Below are 20,367 nucleotides of genomic sequence, written 5' to 3'. Positions count from 1 at the left end.
GGCGGCGCGCCCGCCAGGAACGCGCGGACGCGGGCCGGGCCCCGTCAGCCCTTCTTGGGCCGCCCGGCCTTGAGCGGCGTGAGCTCTTCCAGCGCGGCCTGCAGCTTGGCGTCGTCCAGCGCGGCCAGGGCGTGCAGGCCGGCGCGCAGCAGCTCGCTCTTCTTGGCCGGCCGCTTGAAGCCCAGGGCGCGGTCCTTGAGCACGGCGATCAGCGCGAAGTCGCCGCGCGGCATGGTGAAGCTGTCGCGCACCAGCTTGGGCTTCACGACGGGCTTGTCCTCGCCGGCCGCCTCCTTGGCCTTGGCGTCCTTCGGCTTGGCCTCGGCCTTGGCCGGCCTGGCGGCTTTTTCAGCCTTGGGCGGCTTGGCGGCCTTCCCCGCCTTTTCAGGCTTCCCGGCCTTTTCCACGGTCTCCGCCTTGCCGGCCTTCAGCGGCTTGTCGGCCAGGGCCAGCGGCGCGGGCTTGGCGGGTTTCGCGGCCTGGCGCACCGCCTGGACCGGCTTGTCGCCCTGCACGGCCTGCGCCGCCGCCTTGGCCAGCCGCGTCGGCCTGGCCTTGGGCGGCTTCGCGGGTGCGGACACAGCCGGTGCAGCCGATGCGGCCGTTTCGGCCGGCACCGCGGCGACCAGGGCCACGGCCGCCGGCTCGGCAGCGTCAACTGCGGCGGGAGCGGATTCGACCGCCGGCACCACCACCGCCACCGGCACCACGGGCGTGGCCGCCACGGTGGCGGCCGCGGGCTCGGCCGGCGCGGCGGCGCCTTCGAGCAGCACGGACGGGGCGGTTGCGTTCTTGCGCGGCATGGAATCCTCCTGAAAAATGGGATAAATCGTTTATACCATTTTCAACCACCGGCAAGCCACGGGTGAGGCACTCGCGCCAACCCCGAAATCGAACTGCTGGCAATCCCCCATTCGAAGAGGTGGAGCCCTACTGCGGGGGAGGGTCAAGCCTGTGGCGCGCCAACGCAGCTTCCGCTACGGGGAAACAATGATGGAAAATTTGCAATAGGCGCTTGCGCTACCCCCTGCACAGGTGAGAGGGCGCGTAGGCGCAGCGCCACACAAAGCTTGCGAGCGCGGGCGGGACGTTGTGTGGCGCGGCATGCGGCACGCGCACAGTCGTTCACATCCAGCAAGGCCGACTTTGGGCGGCCGGAGAATTTCAATGCACACACTCAACGCCATGGCACTGATCGCGCGCGCGGTGCACCTGGCTGATTCGGACTTCGCAGGGGACCCGCTCATGGAGGCCTGCCGCTGCGCCTCGTGGGAAGACAGGCAGGCCGTGCTGTGCATCGTGCGCTCGCGCCCAATGCTGTCGCAGGAAGCCCATCCCACGCCGGAAAAAGTCATGCAGGCGCTGCGCCAGATGCTGCACGAGCAGGGGCCCGCCAAGCCGCAGTCCAGCGTGGGCACCCTGCAGGCCGCGCTGCCTTGAGGCAGCCCTGCGCGCGTCAGCGCAGGAAGGCGTGCTGCGCGCGGGCCGATGCGCCCGCCGCGGCGGCCCCGGGCACCTTGATGCGGTTGCTCAGGCCGACCAGACCGGCGAGGTCGCGCATGGCCTCTTCCACGCGCTTGCGCAGCGAGGGGCGGTCCACCTCGCCGTCCAGCGTCAGCCAGCCGTCGTCCACGCTGATGTGCACGTCGTCCAGCAGCGAAGGCGCCGACCACTGCAGCGCCGCGCGCGCGGCCTGGGCGATCTCGGCATCGGCGCGCTGGTCCTCGGGCGCCAGCACCACTTCGATATCGAGCTTGAAGCTGCGCGCGCCATTGAGGCGCTGCAACAGCTTCTCCACCGCGCAGCGGTCGGTGTAGGCCGGCACCCGGCCCGCCAGCGTGACTTCGCCGTCGCGCACCTTGACCTTGAGGCCCAGCACTTTGACCGCAGGGTCCCAGGCCAGTTCGGCCTCCACGTCACGCTTCAAATCGGCATCGGTCTCCATGTCTCGCTCCTTGGGGGTGGGCTGTGCCTCTAGCGTGCCCGGCCAGCTTTGCGGCGGGCTTACTTCACAGGTCGCCAAAGCCCAAACCCTATGCTCCAAAACCCTAGGGTCGGCTTTCTCGACCGGCATCCGCAGGCCTGCGCAGGCGTGCGCACGCCGCAACCGACCCAGGGTTGCCGGCCCACGCCGGTGCCGGTTTGCGTCAACTCAAACCCAGCCCAAAACAAAGTGCAGCTTTGGTAAACACCTGCGCCGCAGGCGCCGCCAATCACCAAAGTCATTTCTCTTCTAGGAAAAACCCGGTGTTGCACAAAAACGTCGCGTCTTTCCACCGCGAGGCTGACCAAAGTCACCATAAGTTTCCCTGGCAAGAAACTAATACGGCGCTCACAATTCCAACCAGGACGCACCCCGTCGAATACCATTTACACAGGAAAAGTTTTCAGGCATGGTTTGCACACGGTAGTCGGAAATTCAAAGAGCGGGTGGTGGACAAATGGTTTGCACCTGCCATGAAAGAGGCTGTCCCATGACGAGAAAAGATCCATTCCAAGTTGGCGCAGGCCCGCTGCCCGCCCGGGAAGCTCACCGCTGCAGCAAGAATGCGCGCCGAAGATGCCGGCCCGCACCTCATTGAGCCGCACGGCGCGCACAGCAAAAATCCGGCGGCTGTGAATAGCCGAAATGTCCCGACCGGCAAATAATGCCGGCTGGATATTGCCGCCTGCCTGATTCCCTTCGTGCAGCCCAACACCGCCAACCGCGACATTTCGGTTGCGGCTTGGGCGAGGTTGGCACCGTGGTTTGAATCCAGGCTCGCACCCGATTTTCCACACGGTCTTTGGTGTGGTTTTCGCACGGCATTTGTTTGCCGGTTTTGATGATTTCAATCCATGCGGCGGCGGCTGCTGGAGGGTATTTCTTGGCCAACGTCAGGGCGATTCATTCGGTCGGCGATTCCATAGTCACATTCCTGCGCAATACCTATCCCAGCACCTTGTATGGGAATAACGCGCCGGCATGCGAGTTTGAATTGCTGGCCAGCAGCCAGCTCTCGGCCGAGCCCGCGGAGGACGGCCGCATGCGGCTGCTGCTCTACCGCGTGACCATGAACGAGCACGCGCGCCAGGCGCCGGGCCGCGGCGGCCGCAGCGACGCCGGCGCGCTGTCGCTGGACCTGCACTACCTGCTCAGCGCCTGGTTCGACAACGCCGAGGACGAGCACATCGCCTTCGCCTGGACGCTGCGCCAGCTCCACCTGCACCCGGTGCTGGACGCCTCCTCGCTCACGCCCGCGGCCGCTTGGGCGCCGGACGAGATCATCCAGCTCGTCCCGGCGGAGCTCTCCACCGAGGACTTGATGCGCATCTGGGACGCCGTGGTGCCGTCCTACCGCCTCTCCGCCTCCTTCGTGGCCCGCGTCGTGCGGCTGGACCCCGACGAGGACCGCGAGCAGTTCGCCCCCGTGGTGGCGCGCCGCCTGGCGCTGGGCCGGGAGGTGAAGCCGTGACGCGTGAGCTGCTGGAGCTGGAGCGCGACGAGCACCGCGTGCTGGCCGCCGTGGAGTTCGTGGACGCCACCAGCGGCGCGCGAATCGCCGAGCCGCTGCGCGTGGCGCCGGCCGACCCGGCCGACGCCAGCCGCTGGCTGCGCAACCGCGGCGGGCTGCTGGTGCTGTGGTCGCACCCGGCGCTGGCGGCGCATGCCGCGGCCTTCGGCACGCCGCCCGCGCTGCCGGCCCTGGGCAGCGTGGCCCTGGCCCTGCGCGTGGCCGACCCCGCCGGCCGCTACCAGGCACGCGCCTTCACCCTGGCGCTGCCGCGCGACCCGGACCCCGCGCACGCCGCCCAAGCAGGCTCGCTGTTCAGGCCGCAGCGCGTGGAGCTCTTTCGCAGCGCCGCGGCGCCGCTGGTGGGCAACTGGACGCCGCTGCACGTGCGCGTGGCCGAAGCCGGCGGCGACCTGTTGGGCGGCACGCTCATCGAAGTGCGCGGCGCGGGCGACGCCTTGCTGGCACGCGGCAGCACCGACTGGCGCGGCGAGGCGCTGCTGCCCGTGGCCGCGCTGCCCATCACCACCTGGGGCGCGGACGACGGCGACGTGGTCGTCACGGAGACTGCCGCCACCGTGCACGCCTTTCACGTCGCGGCGCTGGGCACGCGCACGCCGCCCGCGTGGGTCGCGGACGGGCGCGCGCCCGCGCTGGCGCCTTGTCCCGATCCCGACGTCCTGGGCAGCCACCCGCAGCGCGTGGCCGCCACGCCGCAGCCCGTGGCCCTGGCCGCGCGGCGCGGCGCCCGGGTGGCGCTGACCCTCACCCTGCCCTGAAACCCGCCATGAACGCCCCCGCCGCCCCGCGGACCACGTTCCCTGGACCCATAGGAGAGTCCCATGCCTGAATACCTGGCGCCCGGCGTGTACGTCGAGGAAACGAGCTTCCGTGCCAAGTCCATAGAGGGCGTGAGCACCAGCACCAGCGCCTTCGTGGGCCCCACCCGGCGCGGCCCCGTGGGGGTGCGCTCCGAGCTGATCACGAGCCTGGGCGAGTTCGAGCGCTACTACGGCAGCCAGCAGGTGCTGGCCCTCACCGGCGCCACCACCTACGCGCAGCGCATCAACCACCTGGCGCAGGCGGTGCGCAACTACTTCGACAACGGCGGCTCGCGGCTGTACGTGGTGCGCACGGCCAACGGCGCCGTGGCCGCGACGCGCGAGCTGGTGGCCAACCCGGGCGCCAACAAGAACATCACCGCGCTGGCGCGCTTTCCCGGCGAGGCCGGCAACGGGCGGCTGACCATGCGCGTGGTGCTGAAACCCGTCACCGGCACGCGGGCCCTGGGCGCGCTGCCCGCGGGCAGCATGGTGCAGGTCACCGTGGGCCAGACCACCACGCAGTACGTCAAGGCCCCCACCGGCGCCTGGCAGGACGCCACCACGCCCACGCCCGGCACGCTCGCCGTCACCGACGCCACCGTGGCGCAGCTGCTCACGCTCACGGTGGAGTTCACCGACGCCGACGGCGCCACGCAGGTGTTCGACGAGCTGGGCTTTGCCGCCGGCCACCCGCGTTGGGCCGGCACCGTACTGGCCACTGACCCGGCCAACCGCGCCGACGCGCTGGTCAACGCCCTGTGCCTGCAGTTCGGCTCGGCTGTCACGCCCTTCGAGCTGCGCACGGCCGTGCTGGCGCTGGCGGCCGTGCCCAACGACCCGGACGGGCGCCGCTTCACCACGCTGGGCAGCGGCAGCGACGGCACCGCCCCCGTCATCGGCGACGCCACCACCGCGGGCACCTACACCCACGCGCTGGCGCAGCTCGTGGGCGTGGAGGACGTGAGCATCGTCGCCGCCCCGGGCTCCAGCGCCTACGCCGACGCCGCGGCCGTGGCCCTGGCCCTGATCACCCATGCCGAGTCGCGCCGCGCCTACCGCATCGCCGTGCTGGACACGCCGGCGCTGCAGACGCCGCAGCAGGTGCGCGACGCCCGCGCCGCGCTGGACTCGCGCTACGCCGCGCTCTACTACCCCTGGGTCATCACGGCCAACCCCATGGCCCGCCCCGGGCGCGACGACATCCCCAGGGAGATCGCGCTGCCGCCCTCGGGCTTCGTGTGCGGCGTGTACGCGCGCAACGACAGCGAGCGCGGCGTGCACAAGGCCCCGGCCAACGAGGTGGTGCGCGGCGCGCTGCGCTTCCAGGCCGACATCAACTTCGCGCAGCAGGAGGCGCTCAACCCTTCCGGCGTCAACTGCCTGCGCCTGCTGCCCGGGCGGGGCCTGCGCGTGTGGGGCGCGCGGCTCATCTCCAGCGACCCCGAGTGGAAATACGTCAGCGACCGGCGCTACTTCAACTACCTGGAAGCCTCCATCGACCGCGGCACGCAGTGGGCCGTCTTCGAGCCCAACGGCGAGGCGCTGTGGGCCAACGTGCGCCAGACCATCAGCGACTTCCTGCTCGCCGAATGGCGCAACGGCGCCATGCTGGGGACGACGCCGGAGCAGGCCTTCTTCGTGCGCTGCGACCGCAGCACCATGACGCAAAACGACCTGGACAACGGGCGGCTCATCTGCCTCATCGGCGTGGCCATCGTCAAGCCGGCCGAGTTCGTGATCTTCCGCATCGGCCAGAAGACGGCCGACGCGCGCGAATGAGCGCCGCACCTTCCCAGCCATCGAGCCGTCACGCCCGCAACCACCGCACCAGGAGCTGATCCATGGCCAGTCGCACCACGCCTTACGGCGCCTTCAACTTCGTCGTCAATTTCGACGGCGGCCAGGTCTTCGGCGGCTTTTCCGACGTCTCGGGCATAGGCACGGAGATGACGGTGGCCGAGTACCGCAACGGCAACGACCGCGAGAACCACGTGCGCAAGGTGCCGGGCGTGCACAAGGTGGGCGACGTCACGCTCAAGCGCGGCGTGGTGGATTCCAAGTCGCTGTTCGACTGGATCAAGGACGTGCGGCTCAACGGCGTCAAGGGCCAGAAGAAGAGCGTGACCATCACGCTGCTGGACGAGGCGCAGGCACCCGTCCAGACCTGGGTGCTGGGCAACGTGATCCCGCTGAAGTACACGGGGCCCACGCTGGCGGGCAAGGGCGGCGGCGACGTGGCGATGGAAGAGATCGTGCTCTCGGCCGAGAGCCTGAGCATCGAGTGAGGCCCGCGGCGGCCACCGCTCCCTACTGAACCTGAACCCGCACCCGCGCCACGCCATGGGCCTGATCTTCGAAACCGCCACCCCCGCGCCGCTCACCTCGCCCGCGCGCGCCGACGTGGCCTGCTTCGTGGGTTTCATCCAGCGGCGCCCGGCCGGCGTCCCGGCGGGCGCCGGCGAGGCCGACTTGCTGCTGCCCGTGGTGGTGGACGGCTGGAATGCCTTCGACGCGCTGTTCGATTGGGCCGCGCGGCCCGTGTCCACGGCCGAGGCCTCGGGGCTGTGCGCCACCTGGCTGGGCGCGGCCGTGCGCAGCTTCTTCGCCGCGGGCGGGCGCCGTGCCGTCATCGTGCGCTGCGGCGACCCCGCGCCGCTGCTGGCCGACCAGGCGCTGGACGACGCCACCCGCGCCCAGCGCCTGCGCGCGCTGCTGGGCAACGCCGTGCCCTGGAGCCCGCTGGAGCCCGCTGCCTGGCGGGGCCTGGCGCACCTCTTCGGCCTGGACGAGCCCGCCATGGTCTGCCTGCCGGACCTGCCGGAGCTCTACGCGGCCACGCCGGCGCGCGCGCCCCTGCTGCCGGACGAGGTGGCCGCGCCCGAAGGTTTCGTGGAGTGCAGCGACAACGACGTCGCCGCGCCCGCGCCGCTGCTGCTGCGCCGGTTGCGCGCGCCCGCGCTGGACGTGGCCGGCTTGAAGCGCTGGTCCGCCGCCGTGGGCGAGGTCGCCGGCTTTCTGTCGCGCTGGCGGCGCGACTGCCTCTTCGTCGGCGCGCTGCCCCTGTGCCGCGGCGACGACGCGGGCGAGGCCGCCCGGCAGGCACAGGGCGCGCGGCTCGATCCGCTGGCCTGGCTGGATGCGGCCGAGCCCGCGCCGCAAGGCGGGCTGCCCGCGCGCGACGCCCGCAGCGCCTTCGTGCAATTGGGCTGGCCCTGGCTGCGCACGCCCTGGAGCGCCGACCTGCCGCAGGGGCTGGAACCGCCTGACGGGCTGCTGGCGGGGCACGTGGCCGCCTCGGCGCTGGCGCAAGGCTGCTATCGCAGCGCCGCGGGGCGCGCGGCGCCGGTGCTGGACGCCGAGCCGGTGCCGGCGTTGGGCGGCGGTGCCAGCTCGCCCTGGGAACAGTTCTCGCGCCGCGTGTGCCTGTTCGCGCCGGGCGCGGGCGCTTGGACGCTGGTGTCCGACGCCACCACGGCGCGCGACGCCGCCTGGCGCACGGGCGCCGTCTCCCGCCTCATGGCCAGCGTGCTGCGCGCGGCGCGCGCGGTGGGGCAGGAGCAGCTTTTCGACGCCAACGGCCCCGCCACCTGGGCGGCGGTGCGCCGCGCCATGGAATCGCTGCTGCGCGACTACTGGGCCGCCGGCGGTTTACAAGGCGCCACGGCCGACGACGCCTTCGTCGTGCGCTGCGGCCCGCAGACCATGACCCGGGCCGACCTGGACAGCGGACGGCTGCGCGTGGAAGTGGCGCTGGTGCCCGCGGCCTCGGTGGAGCGCATCACCGTGGTGCTGGCGCTGGGCGACGCGGCCCGCGGTGCGGTCCCCGCAACGGAGCTGGCGTGATGGCCGTGAACGACACCTCTCCCGCCGCCGAGGCGCCCTGGCAGGTCTTTCGCTTCCTGGTGACCTTCCAGCGCGCCACGCTGCCCGGCGCCCAGGCCGCGGGCGGCAGCGGCGCGGTGGATATCTGCCAGGGCGGCTTTTCCGAGTGCACCGGGCTGGAGGCCACCATGGAGCCCAAGGCCATCAAGGCCGGCGGCATGAACTACGGCGCGGCGCAGCGCGTTGGGCCGGTGAGCTTCGCCACCGTGGTGCTCAAGCGCGGCATGACCAGCACGCGCCACCTCTGGGAGTGGTTCGCCCGCGTGGCCGGCGGCGCCAGCGCCTACCGGCTGGACGTGCGCATACAGCTGCTGGACGGCGCGGGCTCGCCCGCGCTGACCTGGGTGCTGGAGCGCGCGCTGCCCGTGAAGTTCAAGGCGGCCGACGTCAACGCCCGCGGCACGGAGATCGGCATCGAGGAGCTGCACCTCGTCCACGAGGGCCTGCGCCTGGAGGGCAGCGGGGGCGGCGAGGGCGGCGGCACGGCCGCGCCCGCCCAAGGAGCCGCGCCATGAGCCTCACCCCCTCGCCGCGCACGCCGGCCCTGGCCAGGTTCCGCACCGTCTCGCCGGGCGAGACGGTGGAGGTCACGGTCCACTTCAACCCCGCCTCGCTGCAGTACACGCTGACCAACAACGTCGAGCCCGCCCCCGGCGGGCGCAAGGTGCAGTACGTCAGCCAGACCACGGCCAAGCTCAGCATGGAGCTGACCTTCGACACCACGCACAGCGGCCACGACGTGCGCGAAGACACGCTCAAGATGGCCAGGCTGCTGCAGCCCCTGGGCCCGGACGGCCAGCGCACGCCGCCGGTGGTGGAGTTCACCTGGGGCACCTACGGCTTTCGCGGCACGGTGGAGCAGTTCCGCGAGACGCTGGACTTCTTTTCGCCGGAAGGCGTGCCGCTGCGCAGCGGCATCAGCCTGACGCTCACCACCAACGAGGCCACCTTCAGCGCCGACACCAGCGCGCGCACCGGCGTGGCCGGCGACGACGGCGGCGGCGACGTCGCCCGCATGCCCGCGCCGCCCGGCGGCCCGGCCGGCGCCGCCAGCGCCCTGGGGCGGCCGGACGCCGCGCGCGCCATCGCCTCGGCCAACGGCAGTGCCAGCCTGCGCTTCTCCGCGGGGGCCGAGCTGGCCGTGGGTGCAGGCGCCGGCGTGAAGCTGCAGGCCGCCGCGGCGTTCTCGGCCGGCGCCTCGGCTGGGGCCGGGTTCGGATTGGGCATCGGCGGCGGCGCCGGCCTGGGCCTGTCCGCGGGCGCGCAGTTCAGCGCGGGGGCCGGCGCAGGCGCAGGGTTCGGCGCTGCAGCGGGCTTCAGCGGCGGCGCAAGCGCGGGCCTGGGCTTGAGTGCCGGTGCGGGCGTGGGCCTGGGCGCGGGGCTGTCGGCCTCCGGCGGCGTGGGCGGCCCGGCCGGCCTGCAGGCGGATTTCTCGGGGCTGCGGGCCGGCGTGTCCGTGAGTCCGCAGGCGGCGCTGCCCAGCGCGCGCAGCGCGTTCGCGCTCACCAGCACGGCCCCGGCACAGGGCGCTGCCTTCGGCGTGGGCGGGCGGCTGCAGGGCGGCGCGGGCGCCAGCCTGGCCGTGGACGTCAGCGGTGACGGCGGCCTCAACAGCCGGCTGAAGTTCGGCCCCTGACCGCGCCTCCCAGCCACAACAGCACACCACCACACGACCACACGAGGACCTCCGCCATGCCCATCGTCTTTGAAGAAGTGGACGCCACCGTGCAGCCCGCCAATGGCGGCACGCCGCAGGCGCAGGCCGCGCAGCCAGGCGCCGGCACCGACACGCCCGAGGAGCGCGCCGACGCCCTGCGCCACGCCCTGGCGCTGATGGCCGAACGGGCGCTGCGGCTCAAGGCGGACTGACGCGCTTCCACCCCCCCGAACGCCATGCCCGCCGCGCCCACCATCTACGCCGCCACGCCCACGCTGCGCCTTGCCGGCCAGGAGGACGTGCGCGCCAGCAAGCTCATCGTGGCGCTGGCCGTGCAGGAGCAGGAGGGCGGGCTCAGCGCGCTGGAGCTGCGGCTGACCAACGTCGCCAGCCTGTCCAGCGGCGGCGCGGAGCTGGCCTTCGGCGCCGGCTCGGCCCTCGACCTGGGCAAGGACATCCAGGTCTATTTGGGCGACGAGCGCGAGCCGCGCGAGGTCTTCCGCGGCGTGGTCACGGCGCTGGAATGGCGCTTCGGCCCAAGCGAGACGCCGGAGCTGGTCGTGCTGGCCGAAGACGCGCTGCAGCGCGCGCGGCTGGCGCGGCGCAGCGCCACCTACGCCGACGCCACGCCGGCCGAGGTGGTCAACACCATGGCCTCGCGCCTGGCCCTGCGGCCCGTGCTCACCGGGCTGGACGCGCCGCGCGCCACCTGGGCGCAGCTCAACGAGAGCGACCTGTCCTTCCTGCGCCGGCTGCTGGGCGCGCTGGACGCCGACCTGCAGATCGTGGGCGAGGAGCTGCACGTCAGCCCGCGCGGCGACGTGCGCCGCGGCGCGCTGACGCTGGACCTCAACGACACGCTGATCTCCGCGCGCGCCGTCGCCGACCTGTCGCAGCAGGCCACGCAGGTGACGGTGCGGGGCTGGAACCCCGTGGACGGCAGCGCGGTGGAGGCCAGCGTCGGCAGCGGCGCGCATGTGGGCCCGGGCCAGGGCCGCAGCGGCGCGCAGGTGCTGCGCAGCGCGCTGGGGGGCGAGCGCACCGAGCACCTGGCGCACGTGAGCGTGTCCACGCAGGAGGAAGCCCGCGCCGTGGCGCAGGCGGCCTTCGACCTGCGCGCGCGCCGCTTCGTGTGCGTGGAGGGCAAAGCCGAGGGCAACGCGCAATTGCGCGTGGGAGCCCACGTCACCCTGGCCGGGCTGGAGCCGCGGCTGGACAACACCTACTACGTCGTCCGCGCCCGCCACGTCTGGGACCGCGTGCGCGGCTACTTCACCGAGTTCGGCGCCGAGTGCGCCTGGCTGGGTTGACGAGAGGAGGGCAGAGATGGGCTGGATCGCTGTTCAGGGAAAGAAGCCTGGAAGGCCTGCGCCTCCCGCCAGCCCATCCGCTTCGATCCCTACTTCGTCATGCCCGCGAAAGCGGGCATCCACGAACGCCGAGGTGTGGCCCTGGAACCGCACCGCGCAACGCCCGCACCAGCGCGCCGCCACCTCGGTAGGCGTGGATGCCCGCATTCGCGGGCATGACGGGTGGGGGTGCGACGCACCAGTGCCACAGGACCGCCGGATGACTTCAGTTTTGGCCGGACAGCCGCACCCATGACCCCCGACACCCTGCTCACCCGCCCAATGGCCCTGTTCGCCCAGGCGCAACTGGCGAAGGTCGTGAACCTCGACGACCCCGCCGCGCTCAACCGCGTGCAGATCCGGCTGGTGGCCTTCGACGCCATGGACGGCCAGGACGCGCCGCTGTGGGCGCGCGTGGTCTGCCCCTTCGCGGGCGACGACCGCGGCGCCTTCTGGATGCCGGACGTGGACGACGAGGTGCTGGTGGTCTTTGCCGGCGGCGACCCGCGCCACCCGCTGGTGCTGGGCGGCCTGTGGAACGGCAGTGCCAAGGCGCCGGCCGACCTGGGCGCGCAAGGCAACACCACCAAGCGGCTGCGTTCGAAAAACGGCATCACCGTGACCCTGGAAGACCGGCAGGGCCAGGAGACGCTCACGCTGGAAACCCCCGGCGGCCAGTCCCTCACGCTCAAGGACGGCCCCGGCAAGGTGGACATCCAGGACAGCAACGGCAACCGCGTGACGCTGGAGAGCGCCGGCATCACCGTGCAGGCCGCCGCCAAGGTCACGGTGCAGGCCTCGCAGGTCAACGTGTCCGCGGGCATGGTGCAGGTGGACGCCGCCATGTCCAAGTTCAGCGGCGTGGTGCAGTGCGACGTGCTCATGGCCACCACCGTCGTGGCCACGACCTACACGCCGGGCGCCGGCAACATCTGGTGAAGGGACGCGCCATGCGACACGAGCTGCACATCGGCGCCCCGCGCGACATCGCCGCGCCCCCCGCGCCGGACCAGGACGGCCCGCCCGCGCTGCTGCAGCGCAGCGACGCCGACTTCATCGGCTCCACGCTGCAGCAACTGCGCAGCAGCGAGGGCCGCGGCGCGCTGCGCCAGCTGCTGGCCACCGCCACCGACGCCCAGGGCACGCGCAAGCTCTTCCAGCCCGTGCAGCGCCAGTTCCACCTGGCCCTGGCCGAGCTGTGGTGCGCGCGGGCGGGCACGCCGCGGCTGGACCCGCGGCGCATCGCATCGGCCGGGCTGGTCATCCGCCGCGTGCGCCAGGACGCGCAGGGCCGCGAGGTGCTGGAAGGCTGGATGAAGGCCGGCGGCCGCCTGCGCGGCTGGGTGCCCATCGTCCGCTTGGGCGAGGACGGCGCCGACCCGCGCGCCGAGCTGCGCCTGCCCGCCCCCGGCGTGGGCGTGGCCGCCAACGCCACCCTGGGCCGCGAGCTGCGCCGCCTGGCGCTGGAACGCGAGGACGCGGTGCTGGACGAGCAGTTCACCCCCGCCTTCGTCGCCCCGCCGGACGTGTGCGCCGAGGCCAACAAGACCCTGGTCTACGCCATGGTGCCCACCACCAGCAGCGAGATCGCCAGCGTGCCCGCCACGCCGCAGGACGCCTTTGGCGACGGCTTCCATGCCGACGACCCCGATTTCGTCCAACACCTGGTGGAGCCGCTGCGCGGGCAAGCGATGGATTTCGTCCTGCCCGGCGAAACGGTGCGCCCGCAATGGTTCGAGGCCGCCGAAGCCCCGGGCACGCAGCCGCCCAAGGATTTGCCGGCGAGCCACTGGAGCACGCTGCAGACCGACGCCGGCCGGCTGGGCATGCGCCGTTTCACGCTCCTGCTGCGCCAGCTCGCCGCCGAGTTCGATGCGTTTGGCGACAGCGCGGGCGGCCAGGCCGTGTTCGCGGAGCTGCAGCGCATCCAGCTGGCGCTGGTGCCGCGCCAACAGGAAGACGGGAGCCTGCTGCAGCGGTTTACGGCCGCAGGCGACTTCCTCAAGGCCGCCTACCGCGTCGTCATCGAGCAGGACGTCTCCGGCGGGCAGCCGGAGATGCCGCAGTCCTGGCCCGCAGCGGCCGACGCCGACGCGCGCCGGCTGCGCCAGCAACTGGCCGCCGCCGTGCGCGAGCGCTTCGTCGCGATGAAAGGATCGCCCGGCCGCTACGACGAGCCCGGCGCCCGTTACCGGCTGCGCCTGTTCGTCCGCCTCAAGCCGGAGCCCGGCACCGAGGGCTGGTGCCGTGGCCACACGCTGTGGAGCGGCTACAGCGAGCCCTTCGTGATCGCGCCCTGGTACGAGGGCAGCGGCGCGCCGCCCGTGCAGGTGCCGCTGCCCGACCCGACGGACCGCGATTTCCTGCGCTCGTTGAAACCCAACGTGGCCTTCGTGGTGCCGCCCTCGCTGCAGAACCTGCTGAACGGCAACCCCAAGGACCTGATGGACGGCAAGGGCGACACCAAGGGGCTGGCGCTGGGCTGGATCTGCGGCTTCAACATCCCGCTGATCACCCTCTGCGCCTTCATCGTCCTGAGCATCTTCTTCTCGCTGTTCAACCTGATCTTCTGGTGGCTGCCCTTCCTGAAGATCTGCATTCCCTTCCCCAAGAGGAGCGGCGGCAATGGCTGACATCGCACCTGCGCTCATCGGCTGGCCGCTGCTGGCGCTGCCGGAGGACGACGGCACGCTGCGCTACCCCGACCTGGAGCGCAGCGTGCGCGATTCGATCCGCGTGATCCTGTCCACCACGCCGGGCGAGCAGCTCATGCGGCCGGCGTTCGGCGCGGGGCTGGAGCGGCTGCTGCACGAGCCCAACACCCTGGCCACGCGGGCGCGGCTGCGCGAGCTGATTCAGGACGCGCTCTCGCGCTGGGAGCGCCGCATCGTGCTGGACCGCGTGGACGTGTGGGAGCTGCCGGACGACCCCGGCGCGCTGCGCGTGGACATCGGCTACCGGATCGTCCGCACCGGCGCGAACGCCGCGCTGGCGTTGACCATGCAACTGCAGGGCTGAGACACCGAGCTGAGCCACCGAGGTTTCGCACATGCCCATCCAAGCACCCCTGCTCGACGACCGCCGCTTCGACGACCTGGTGGCCGACATGGTCGCGCGCATTCCGGCGCACACGCCGGAGTGGACCAACCCCCGCCCCGGCGACCCGGGCCGCACGCTCATCGAGCTGTTCGCCTGGCTGGGCGACGCGCTGCTCTACCGCGTCAACCTCATTCCCGAGCGGCAGCGGCTGGTCTTCCTGAAACTGCTGGGCATGGGGCTGCGGCCGGCGCGCGCGGCCTCCACCGTGGTGCAACTCTCCTTCGCGCAGCCCACGGAATTGGCCACGGCCACGCTGGCCGCGGGCGCGGCGGTGAAGGGGCCGCTGCCTTTCGAGACGCAGTCCGAAATCACCGTGCTGCCGGTGACGGCCGAGGCCTACATCAAGCGCGCGCTGGACGACGCCGAGCGCGCGCGGCTGAGCGACGTCATCAGCGGGCTGCAGCGCATACACCGCGTCACCGGGGCGGCGGCGCCTTATGAGACGCAGCGCGTCTTTGCCGGCGAGCGCGCCGAGGCGCAAGGCGTGGACGTGTTCGCCGCCAGCGCCGACCGCGCGCTGTGGCTGGCGCTGCTGGCCCCGGCCGCGCCGCGCGGCACGCCGCAGGCCGGCGTCAACGACCAGGTGCGCGCGGCCCTGGGCGGCGGCGCGGCGCGGGTGCAGCTCAGCGTGGGCGTGGTGCCGGCGCTGCAGATGCCGGCGCTGTTCGAGGACATCGCCGCGCCCGCGCCGGTGCCCGTGGTCTGGGAGGTCAGCACCCGCGGGCGCACGGCGCTGGAGACCGACTACCTGAGCGTGGAGCCCGTGGCCGACAGCGGCGCGGGCGGCGGCAGCGAGGGCGCGGCCGACACCACGCGCGGCCTCACCCGCGCCGGCACCTTGCGGCTGCCGCTGCCGGCCCAGGATTTCCTGTGGGCCCCGTCCAACGACGTGGTGGAAAACCCGGCCGCGGGCGTGGGCGACACGCCCCCGCGCGTGGACGACGCCGAACGCGCCGGCCGCATCGTGGCCTGGCTGCGCCTGCGCCCCCGGCCCGGCGCCAACGTGCAGCGGCTGCCGCTGTCGTGGATAGGCATCAACGCCGTCGAAATCGACCAGCGCCGCACGCTCGCGGCGCAGGTGCTGGGGGCGTCCACGGGCGCGCCAGATCAACGCTTCAGCTTGCCCGCGGGCTCGGTGGAGGCTGAAACCCTGGTGATCCAGGTGGAGGAGCCGGGCAGCGGCTGGCGCGTGTGGGGCCGGGTGGACGACCTGGCCGCCATCAGCGACGACCCGCACGTGGCGCGCGAGGCGCGGGTGTTCGAGCTGGACGCCGCCGCGGGCGAGCTGCGCTTTGGCGACGGCGTGCGCGGGCGCATCCCCGAGCACGGCATGCGCGTGCGCCTGGGCTCCGGCCGCTTTGGCGGCGGCGCGGCGGGCAACCTGCCGCCGCTCACGCTCACCGAGATCAGCGGCCGCTTCGTCAACCCGGCCGCCACGCCGGCCTTGAAAGTGGCGCAGCCGCTGGCCACACAGGGCGGGGCGGACGCGGAAACGCTGGACGAGGCGCAGCGCCGCATCCCCGCACTGCTGCGCCACCGCGACCGCGCCGTCACCGGGCTGGACTACGAGCGCCTGGCGCGCGAGGCGCCGGGCGTGGACGTGGGCCGCGTCATGGTGCTGCCGCGCTTCATGCCGCGCGACCGGCGCTTTGAAGTGCCGGGCGTGGTGAGCGTCATGGCCTTGCCAGCGCAGCCGCTGTCGGGGGCGCCGAACCCGAGGCCGGACAAGCCGTTCCTGGAGCGGTTGCACGCGCACCTGGCGCCCAGGGCACCGCTGGCCACGGAGCTGTACGTGATCGGCTGCGAGTACGTGCCGCTGGGCCTGGCGACGGCGGTGGCGCTGCGCGACGGCTACGGCCGCGAGGCGGTGCTGTCCGAGGTGCGCGAGGCCTTGAAGCGGCTGCTGTGGCCGCTGGCGCCGGGCGGCACGGACGGCGGCGGCTGGACCTTGGGCCGCGCGGTGCGCGAGCGCGAGCTGGAAGTGGAGATCTCCCGCGTGCCCGGCGTGCGCGAGGTGCTGGGCCTGAACCTGTTCCGCAAGGGCGTGGGCGAAACCGGCCCGCAGTGGCAGTTGCTGCCGCGCGCCGCGGGCGGGGCGCAGACGCTGCCGCTGATGCCCTGGCAGTTGCCGGAGCTGCTGACGGTGGTGGTGGCCGACGAGCTTGGCGGCCTGCCGGCGAACCTGTCGGCCGCTCCGAACCCGTTCGCGCAGGCCGCGGCGGTGGCCGTGCCGGTCGTCCCGGAGCTGTGCTGATGGATGCCAACGGCGCGCGCTTCTGGCAACTGGCCGACGCCGCGCACTGGCGCGCGGGCGAGCACGTGCGCTGGGACGCGGCCTGCAGCGCGCTCACGCTGGCCTCGGAACGCCGCCTGGACACGCCCGTGGACGCGGCGGCGCAGGCGCTGGCCACCGCGGCGCTGGACGAGGTGCCTCGCGCCGTGGACGCGGCACAGGGCGTGGCGCGCTGGTCCGCGGACGTTTCGGCCGTGGTGGTGCGCAGCACGCTGCCGGGCGAGGTGCTGCTGCTGTCGCCTGCGCAAACACCCACCGACCTGTGCGTGGACGGCGACGGCGTGTTCCATGCCGTGCTGCCGGACGGCGTGCTGATGCACGACCTGCGCGGCCGCTTCGAGGACGCCATGGCGGACGCCCCCGCCGGCTTCACGCCCTGGCGCGCGGCGGCCGTGGCGGGCGAGGGCGGCTTGTGGCTGCTGGAGCGCGGCAGCGGGCGCATCGCGCGGCTGTCCGGCCGGCCCATGCCCGTCACCACGCCGCCGCGCGCGGCCTACGCGCCGGGCGTGTTCCGCCCGCAGCCGGAGAACTGCCGGCCGCCGCGCATGGACCTCGTGGAGGGCCCCGTGCTGGACGCCGGCGAGCAGGCCCTGGCCATCGCCGCGTGCAACGGCGTGCTGGGCGTGCTGGCCTGGGCCGCCGGCTTCCAGCCCCGGCTGCACGTGCGCCGCGACGGCGCCTGGGCCGCGCCCGTCGCGCTGGCCGACGCCCGCTACGCCTACACCCTGGCCTGGTTCGACGGGGGCCGCCTCGCCGTGCGCCTGCCCGGCCGGCGCGAGGCGCCCACCTTCGAGCCGGGCGCGGACGGCGGCCCGCTGCTGCCCCTGGGCACCGTGTACCCGCTGCCGGCCGGCACGCCGGAGGCGCCGTTCGCGCACCGGCTGGACGGCCCGCCGCAAGTGCCGCAGGCCGATGGCGGCGCCGAGCCCCTGCTGCCGCTGTCGCGCCGCTTCCTGGCCCCTGCCGGCGCGGCACGGCACTGGCGCATGGTGGGCAGCGGCGACAGCGCCCAACTGGACGCGCAGGTGCTGGACAGCGGCCAGAGCGCCACCGTGTGGCACCGGCTGTTCGCCGAAGCCTCCATTCCCGAAGGCTGCGGCTTTGTCGTGTGGCTGGCGGCCACGGCCGGCAACGCACCGCCCGCGGACGACGACGGCGCCTGGCAGCCCCACGCCTTCGGCCAGGACGTGGCCGCGCTGGCCGGCGACGCCCTCACGCGCGAGACGCCGCGCGCGGCCTGGGAGCGTGGCCCCTCGGAGCTGCCCAACCACCCGGGCCTGGCGCGCTGGACGCCGCAGCGCGGGCGCCGCGGCCTCTTCAGCGTGCTCATACAGGCCGGCACGCAGCGCGTGCGGCGGCTGGTTGGGCGCTTCCTGTGGGTGCGCGTGCAACTGTGGGGCAACGTGCGCAGCGCGCCGGAGATCGCGGCGCTGCGCGCGTATGCGGGCCGCTTCGACTACGTGGACCAGTACCTGCCGCGCCTGTACCGCGAGTCGCTGTTCGGCGCCTTGGCGCAGTCGCCGGGCGAGGAGCTGCGCCGCTTGGGCGCGAACCTGCCGGCGCTGGTGGCCGAGCTGGACGCCGGCACGCTGCCCGCCGCGCTGGCCGCCGGGTTCGGCGCCGCCGGCCTGCCGCCGGCCGGCGCGCGGGTGCAGGTGGAGCAGCCCGGCCAGCGCTGGCGGCTGCGCGACGACGCCGGGGGCGCGAGCTGGCCGCTGCGGCGGGTCGCCACGCAAGTGGCCGGGGCCGACGTCAGCGAACTGGTGCTGTACCGCCCGCGCGCCACGCCCTCGGACTTTCTGTCCCGCCAGCTCGCCAGTTTCGAAGGCGTGCTCACGGCGCTGGAAGACCGTGTCGCCGCCGCCCATCTGCTCACCGACCCGGCCGTGGTGCCGGAAGCCAGCCTGGAATGGCTATCGGCCTGGGTGGGCGTGGCCTTCGATCCCGTGCTGCCCGCCGCGCGGCGCCGCGCCTGGCTGCAGGCCGCGCCGCAACTGGCGCGCTGGCACGGCACGCGCCGGGGCCTGTCCATGGCGCTGGACGTGGCCACCGGCGCCAGCGTGGAAAGCGACGCCCAGGGCCGCGTGCTCATAGGCCGCGCGCACAGCGGCGGCGTGGGCGGCGGCGAGATCGTCGTGGTCGAGGACTTCAGGTTGCGCCGCCTCATGGCCACGCTGCTGGGCGTGGACCTGGCGGACGAGGAAGACCCGCTGCTCGGCGGCCTGGCGCGCAGCGGCCATTCGCTGGTGGGCGACACGCTGGTGCTGGGCGACCACGAGACGGCCGAGCTGATGGCGCTGTTCCGCGACGAGCAGTCCAGCGACGCGCAGGACGCCGCCGCGCGCGGCTTTTACGGCCGCCTGGCGCACCGCGTCACGGTGCTCGTCCACCGCGAGGTGCAGGCGCAGGACTTCGCGCTGATCCGCCGCATCGCCGAGCTGGAATCGCCCGCCCACGTGCAGCTGCGCGTGGCCGGCGCCACCTGGCCGCTGCTGGTGGGCGTGGCCAGCCTGGTGGGCGTGGACACCTACCTGGGCCCGCCGCGGCCAGTGCGCCCGGCGCGGGTGCAGCAATCCACCCTGGGCCTGGGCGACGTGATCGTGCAGCCCGCGCTGCTGGACGCGCGCTTGGGCGGCAGCCCCGCGCCGCTGGTGCCGGATGCGCCGCCGGCACCTGCGCCGGCCCCCGAGCCACCGCCTGAACCCGCACCCGCACCCGAGCCTGTCCCGGCGCCCGCGCCGGAACCTGCACCCGCCCCAGTGCCTGAGCCGGGGCCCGCGCCGTCGCCGGATGCCCCGCCACCCACCCCCGGACCGGAGAACCCATGAGCGCCGTCCGCCGAGACCCCCAAGCCGACCCGCTGTTCGCCCGTCCGCGCCCGGAGCGCCCGGCCTATGCCACCGGCATGCTGCTGGGCGCGCGCGACTTCGCCGACGAGCAGACCTACCACCGCGGCCAGCTCGCCCGCGCCCTGGCCTACCTGGCCGGGCCGGGCACGCTGGCCGGGTTGCGGGTGTCCTGCGTGCCGGCCGGCAGCGGCGGCCAGGCCGCGCAGCCCGAGGAAATCCGCGTCGAGCCCGGCCTGGCCGTGGACTGGCTGGGACGGCTCATCGAAGTGCCGCGCGCGGCCTGCGTGCGGCTGCCGGCCTGGTTCGCCGCGCTGCCGGACGACACCCGCAGCCAAGCCGCCTACCCGCAGGGCGTCGGCACGCTGGACGGTTTCACCTCCGCCCGCGCCTTGGCCGAGGCCGGGGGCACGCTGCCCACGCGGGTGCTCGCGGCCGACCTCTACCTGCGCTTCGTGGCCTGCGACGCCGCCTGGAGCCCCGCCTTCGCCAGCGGGCCCTACGACGCGCTGGACGCCATCGCCGCCTCGCGGGTGCGCGACGCCTATGAGCTGCTGCTGCTGCCGCGCACGGGGCTGCAGGCCGACACGACCAAAGGCCTGCCGGACCCGGGGCCGGACCTGGCCGGCATCGCCGACCCGGCCGACCGCCGCGCCGCGCTGCAGGACCACCTGCTGGACGACGCCTATCGGCCCGTGTCGGCCGCGGGTTCGGCCGGCGACCTGAAGGCGCTGTCGGCCAACCCGGACGGCGTCGATCCCAGCGCGGTGTGGCTGGCGCGGGTGCTGCTGCCGGTGCAGGCGGGCGATCCGCCACAGCGCACGGACCCCGTGGGCGAGCCCGTGATCGACAACTACAGCCGCCGCTTCCTGCCCGCCGCCGCGCTGCTGGCGCGCTGGCTGGGCGCCTGAGCCGCGCGAGGA

18 protein-coding genes are annotated in these 20,367 nt (G+C 73.6%); 16 read left to right on the top strand and 2 right to left on the bottom strand.

The window, feature by feature from the left end; genetic code table 11:
• Nucleotides 1–44 precede the first annotated feature (44 nt).
• Complete coding sequence (locus tag ALA01S_RS14485) at nt 45–803, bottom strand: hypothetical protein (protein ID WP_066337562.1); 759 nt, start codon at nt 801–803, stop codon at nt 45–47.
• A 364-nt stretch (nt 804–1,167) separates the two neighbouring features.
• Between ALA01S_RS14485 and ALA01S_RS14480 the strand changes: the two genes are divergently transcribed.
• The gene (locus ALA01S_RS14480) at nt 1,168–1,440 is read left to right on the top strand and encodes a hypothetical protein (protein ID WP_066337560.1); all 273 of its coding nucleotides are present in this window, start codon (nt 1,168–1,170) and stop codon (nt 1,438–1,440) included.
• 16 nt (nt 1,441–1,456) lie between these two features.
• Here the strand turns inward: ALA01S_RS14480 and ALA01S_RS14475 are convergent, their stop codons facing one another.
• On the bottom strand, nt 1,457–1,945 hold the full coding sequence (locus tag ALA01S_RS14475; RefSeq protein ID WP_066337559.1) for a BON domain-containing protein: 489 nt from the start codon (nt 1,943–1,945) through the stop codon (nt 1,457–1,459).
• Between the two features lie 922 nt (nt 1,946–2,867).
• On the opposite strand from ALA01S_RS14475, the gene ALA01S_RS14470 reads away from it, so the two are divergent.
• The 15 genes from ALA01S_RS14470 (at nt 2,868) to ALA01S_RS14405 (ending at nt 20,355) form a co-directional block, all read left to right on the top strand.
• Entirely contained in the window at nt 2,868–3,455 is a 588-nt protein-coding gene (locus ALA01S_RS14470) for a Pvc16 family protein (protein WP_066337558.1), read from the top strand.
• Nucleotides 3,452–4,273 carry a hypothetical protein gene (locus tag ALA01S_RS14465; protein ID WP_066337557.1) on the top strand — a complete coding sequence of 274 codons (822 nt, stop codon included), beginning with the start codon at nt 3,452–3,454 and terminating at the stop codon, nt 4,271–4,273. Before ALA01S_RS14470 ends, ALA01S_RS14465 begins: the two co-directional genes overlap by 4 nt.
• Before the next feature lie 63 nt (nt 4,274–4,336).
• On the top strand, nt 4,337–6,097 hold the full coding sequence (locus ALA01S_RS14460; protein WP_066337555.1) for a phage tail sheath subtilisin-like domain-containing protein: 1,761 nt from the start codon (nt 4,337–4,339) through the stop codon (nt 6,095–6,097).
• Between the two features lie 62 nt (nt 6,098–6,159).
• On the top strand, nt 6,160–6,603 hold the full coding sequence (locus tag ALA01S_RS14455; protein ID WP_066337554.1) for a phage tail protein: 444 nt from the start codon (nt 6,160–6,162) through the stop codon (nt 6,601–6,603).
• A 55-nt stretch (nt 6,604–6,658) separates the two neighbouring features.
• On the top strand, nt 6,659–8,161 hold the full coding sequence (locus ALA01S_RS14450; RefSeq protein WP_066337553.1) for a hypothetical protein: 1,503 nt from the start codon (nt 6,659–6,661) through the stop codon (nt 8,159–8,161).
• Between the two features lie 5 nt (nt 8,162–8,166).
• Nucleotides 8,167–8,715: a phage tail protein gene (locus tag ALA01S_RS14445; RefSeq protein WP_238455805.1), complete on the top strand. Its 549-nt coding sequence runs from the start codon at nt 8,167–8,169 to the stop codon at nt 8,713–8,715.
• Entirely contained in the window at nt 8,712–9,836 is a 1,125-nt protein-coding gene (locus tag ALA01S_RS14440; RefSeq protein WP_066337549.1) for a CIS tube protein, read from the top strand. The genes ALA01S_RS14445 and ALA01S_RS14440 overlap by 4 nt, the downstream gene beginning before the upstream one ends.
• Before the next feature lie 56 nt (nt 9,837–9,892).
• Nucleotides 9,893–10,069, top strand: coding sequence for a hypothetical protein (locus ALA01S_RS33025; protein WP_157119013.1), 177 nt, complete (start codon nt 9,893–9,895; stop codon nt 10,067–10,069).
• A 24-nt stretch (nt 10,070–10,093) separates the two neighbouring features.
• Entirely contained in the window at nt 10,094–11,167 is a 1,074-nt protein-coding gene (locus ALA01S_RS14435) for a phage late control D family protein (RefSeq protein WP_066337547.1), read from the top strand.
• 291 nt (nt 11,168–11,458) lie between these two features.
• Entirely contained in the window at nt 11,459–12,145 is a 687-nt protein-coding gene (locus tag ALA01S_RS14430) for a phage baseplate assembly protein V (RefSeq protein ID WP_066337546.1), read from the top strand.
• 11 nt (nt 12,146–12,156) lie between these two features.
• Nucleotides 12,157–13,839, top strand: a complete 1,683-nt coding sequence (locus tag ALA01S_RS14425; protein ID WP_157119012.1) for a hypothetical protein — start codon at nt 12,157–12,159, stop codon at nt 13,837–13,839.
• Nucleotides 13,832–14,224, top strand: a complete 393-nt coding sequence (locus ALA01S_RS14420) for a GPW/gp25 family protein (protein ID WP_066337544.1) — start codon at nt 13,832–13,834, stop codon at nt 14,222–14,224. The genes ALA01S_RS14425 and ALA01S_RS14420 overlap by 8 nt, the downstream gene beginning before the upstream one ends.
• A 31-nt stretch (nt 14,225–14,255) precedes the next feature.
• A complete protein-coding gene (locus ALA01S_RS14415; RefSeq protein WP_066337543.1) occupies nt 14,256–16,559 on the top strand; it encodes a putative baseplate assembly protein in 2,304 nt (767 codons plus the stop codon).
• On the top strand, nt 16,559–19,426 hold the full coding sequence (locus ALA01S_RS14410; RefSeq protein WP_066337540.1) for a phage tail protein: 2,868 nt from the start codon (nt 16,559–16,561) through the stop codon (nt 19,424–19,426). Before ALA01S_RS14415 ends, ALA01S_RS14410 begins: the two co-directional genes overlap by 1 nt.
• Nucleotides 19,423–20,355: a hypothetical protein gene (locus tag ALA01S_RS14405; RefSeq protein ID WP_066337539.1), complete on the top strand. Its 933-nt coding sequence runs from the start codon at nt 19,423–19,425 to the stop codon at nt 20,353–20,355. The genes ALA01S_RS14410 and ALA01S_RS14405 overlap by 4 nt, the downstream gene beginning before the upstream one ends.
• The last annotated feature ends 12 nt before the right edge of the window (nt 20,356–20,367 follow it).

It is taken from the genome of Azohydromonas lata NBRC 102462, assembly GCF_001571085.1.
Classification (GTDB): domain Bacteria; phylum Pseudomonadota; class Gammaproteobacteria; order Burkholderiales; family Burkholderiaceae_C; genus Azohydromonas; species Azohydromonas lata.
The sequence above is the reverse complement of the archived record's forward strand: the minus strand, read 5'-3'. Positions and strand labels throughout refer to the sequence as shown.

Bases quoted from the DNA above. Each gene is read 5' to 3' on its own strand.
- ALA01S_RS14485 (WP_066337562.1), bottom strand. From the start codon at position 803: ATGCCGCGCAAGAACGCAACCGCCCCGTCCGTGCTGCTCGAAGGCGCC.
- ALA01S_RS14480 (WP_066337560.1), top strand. From the start codon at position 1,168: ATGCACACACTCAACGCCATGGCACTGATCGCGCGCGCGGTGCACCTG.
- ALA01S_RS14475 (WP_066337559.1), bottom strand. From the start codon at position 1,945: ATGGAGACCGATGCCGATTTGAAGCGTGACGTGGAGGCCGAACTGGCC.
- ALA01S_RS14460 (WP_066337555.1), top strand. From the start codon at position 4,337: ATGCCTGAATACCTGGCGCCCGGCGTGTACGTCGAGGAAACGAGCTTC.
- ALA01S_RS14455 (WP_066337554.1), top strand. From the start codon at position 6,160: ATGGCCAGTCGCACCACGCCTTACGGCGCCTTCAACTTCGTCGTCAAT.
- ALA01S_RS14450 (WP_066337553.1), top strand. From the start codon at position 6,659: ATGGGCCTGATCTTCGAAACCGCCACCCCCGCGCCGCTCACCTCGCCC.
- ALA01S_RS14440 (WP_066337549.1), top strand. From the start codon at position 8,712: ATGAGCCTCACCCCCTCGCCGCGCACGCCGGCCCTGGCCAGGTTCCGC.
- ALA01S_RS33025 (WP_157119013.1), top strand. From the start codon at position 9,893: ATGCCCATCGTCTTTGAAGAAGTGGACGCCACCGTGCAGCCCGCCAAT.
- ALA01S_RS14435 (WP_066337547.1), top strand. From the start codon at position 10,094: ATGCCCGCCGCGCCCACCATCTACGCCGCCACGCCCACGCTGCGCCTT.
- ALA01S_RS14430 (WP_066337546.1), top strand. From the start codon at position 11,459: ATGACCCCCGACACCCTGCTCACCCGCCCAATGGCCCTGTTCGCCCAG.
- ALA01S_RS14425 (WP_157119012.1), top strand. From the start codon at position 12,157: ATGCGACACGAGCTGCACATCGGCGCCCCGCGCGACATCGCCGCGCCC.
- ALA01S_RS14420 (WP_066337544.1), top strand. From the start codon at position 13,832: ATGGCTGACATCGCACCTGCGCTCATCGGCTGGCCGCTGCTGGCGCTG.
- ALA01S_RS14415 (WP_066337543.1), top strand. From the start codon at position 14,256: ATGCCCATCCAAGCACCCCTGCTCGACGACCGCCGCTTCGACGACCTG.
- ALA01S_RS14410 (WP_066337540.1), top strand. From the start codon at position 16,559: ATGGATGCCAACGGCGCGCGCTTCTGGCAACTGGCCGACGCCGCGCAC.
- ALA01S_RS14405 (WP_066337539.1), top strand. From the start codon at position 19,423: ATGAGCGCCGTCCGCCGAGACCCCCAAGCCGACCCGCTGTTCGCCCGT.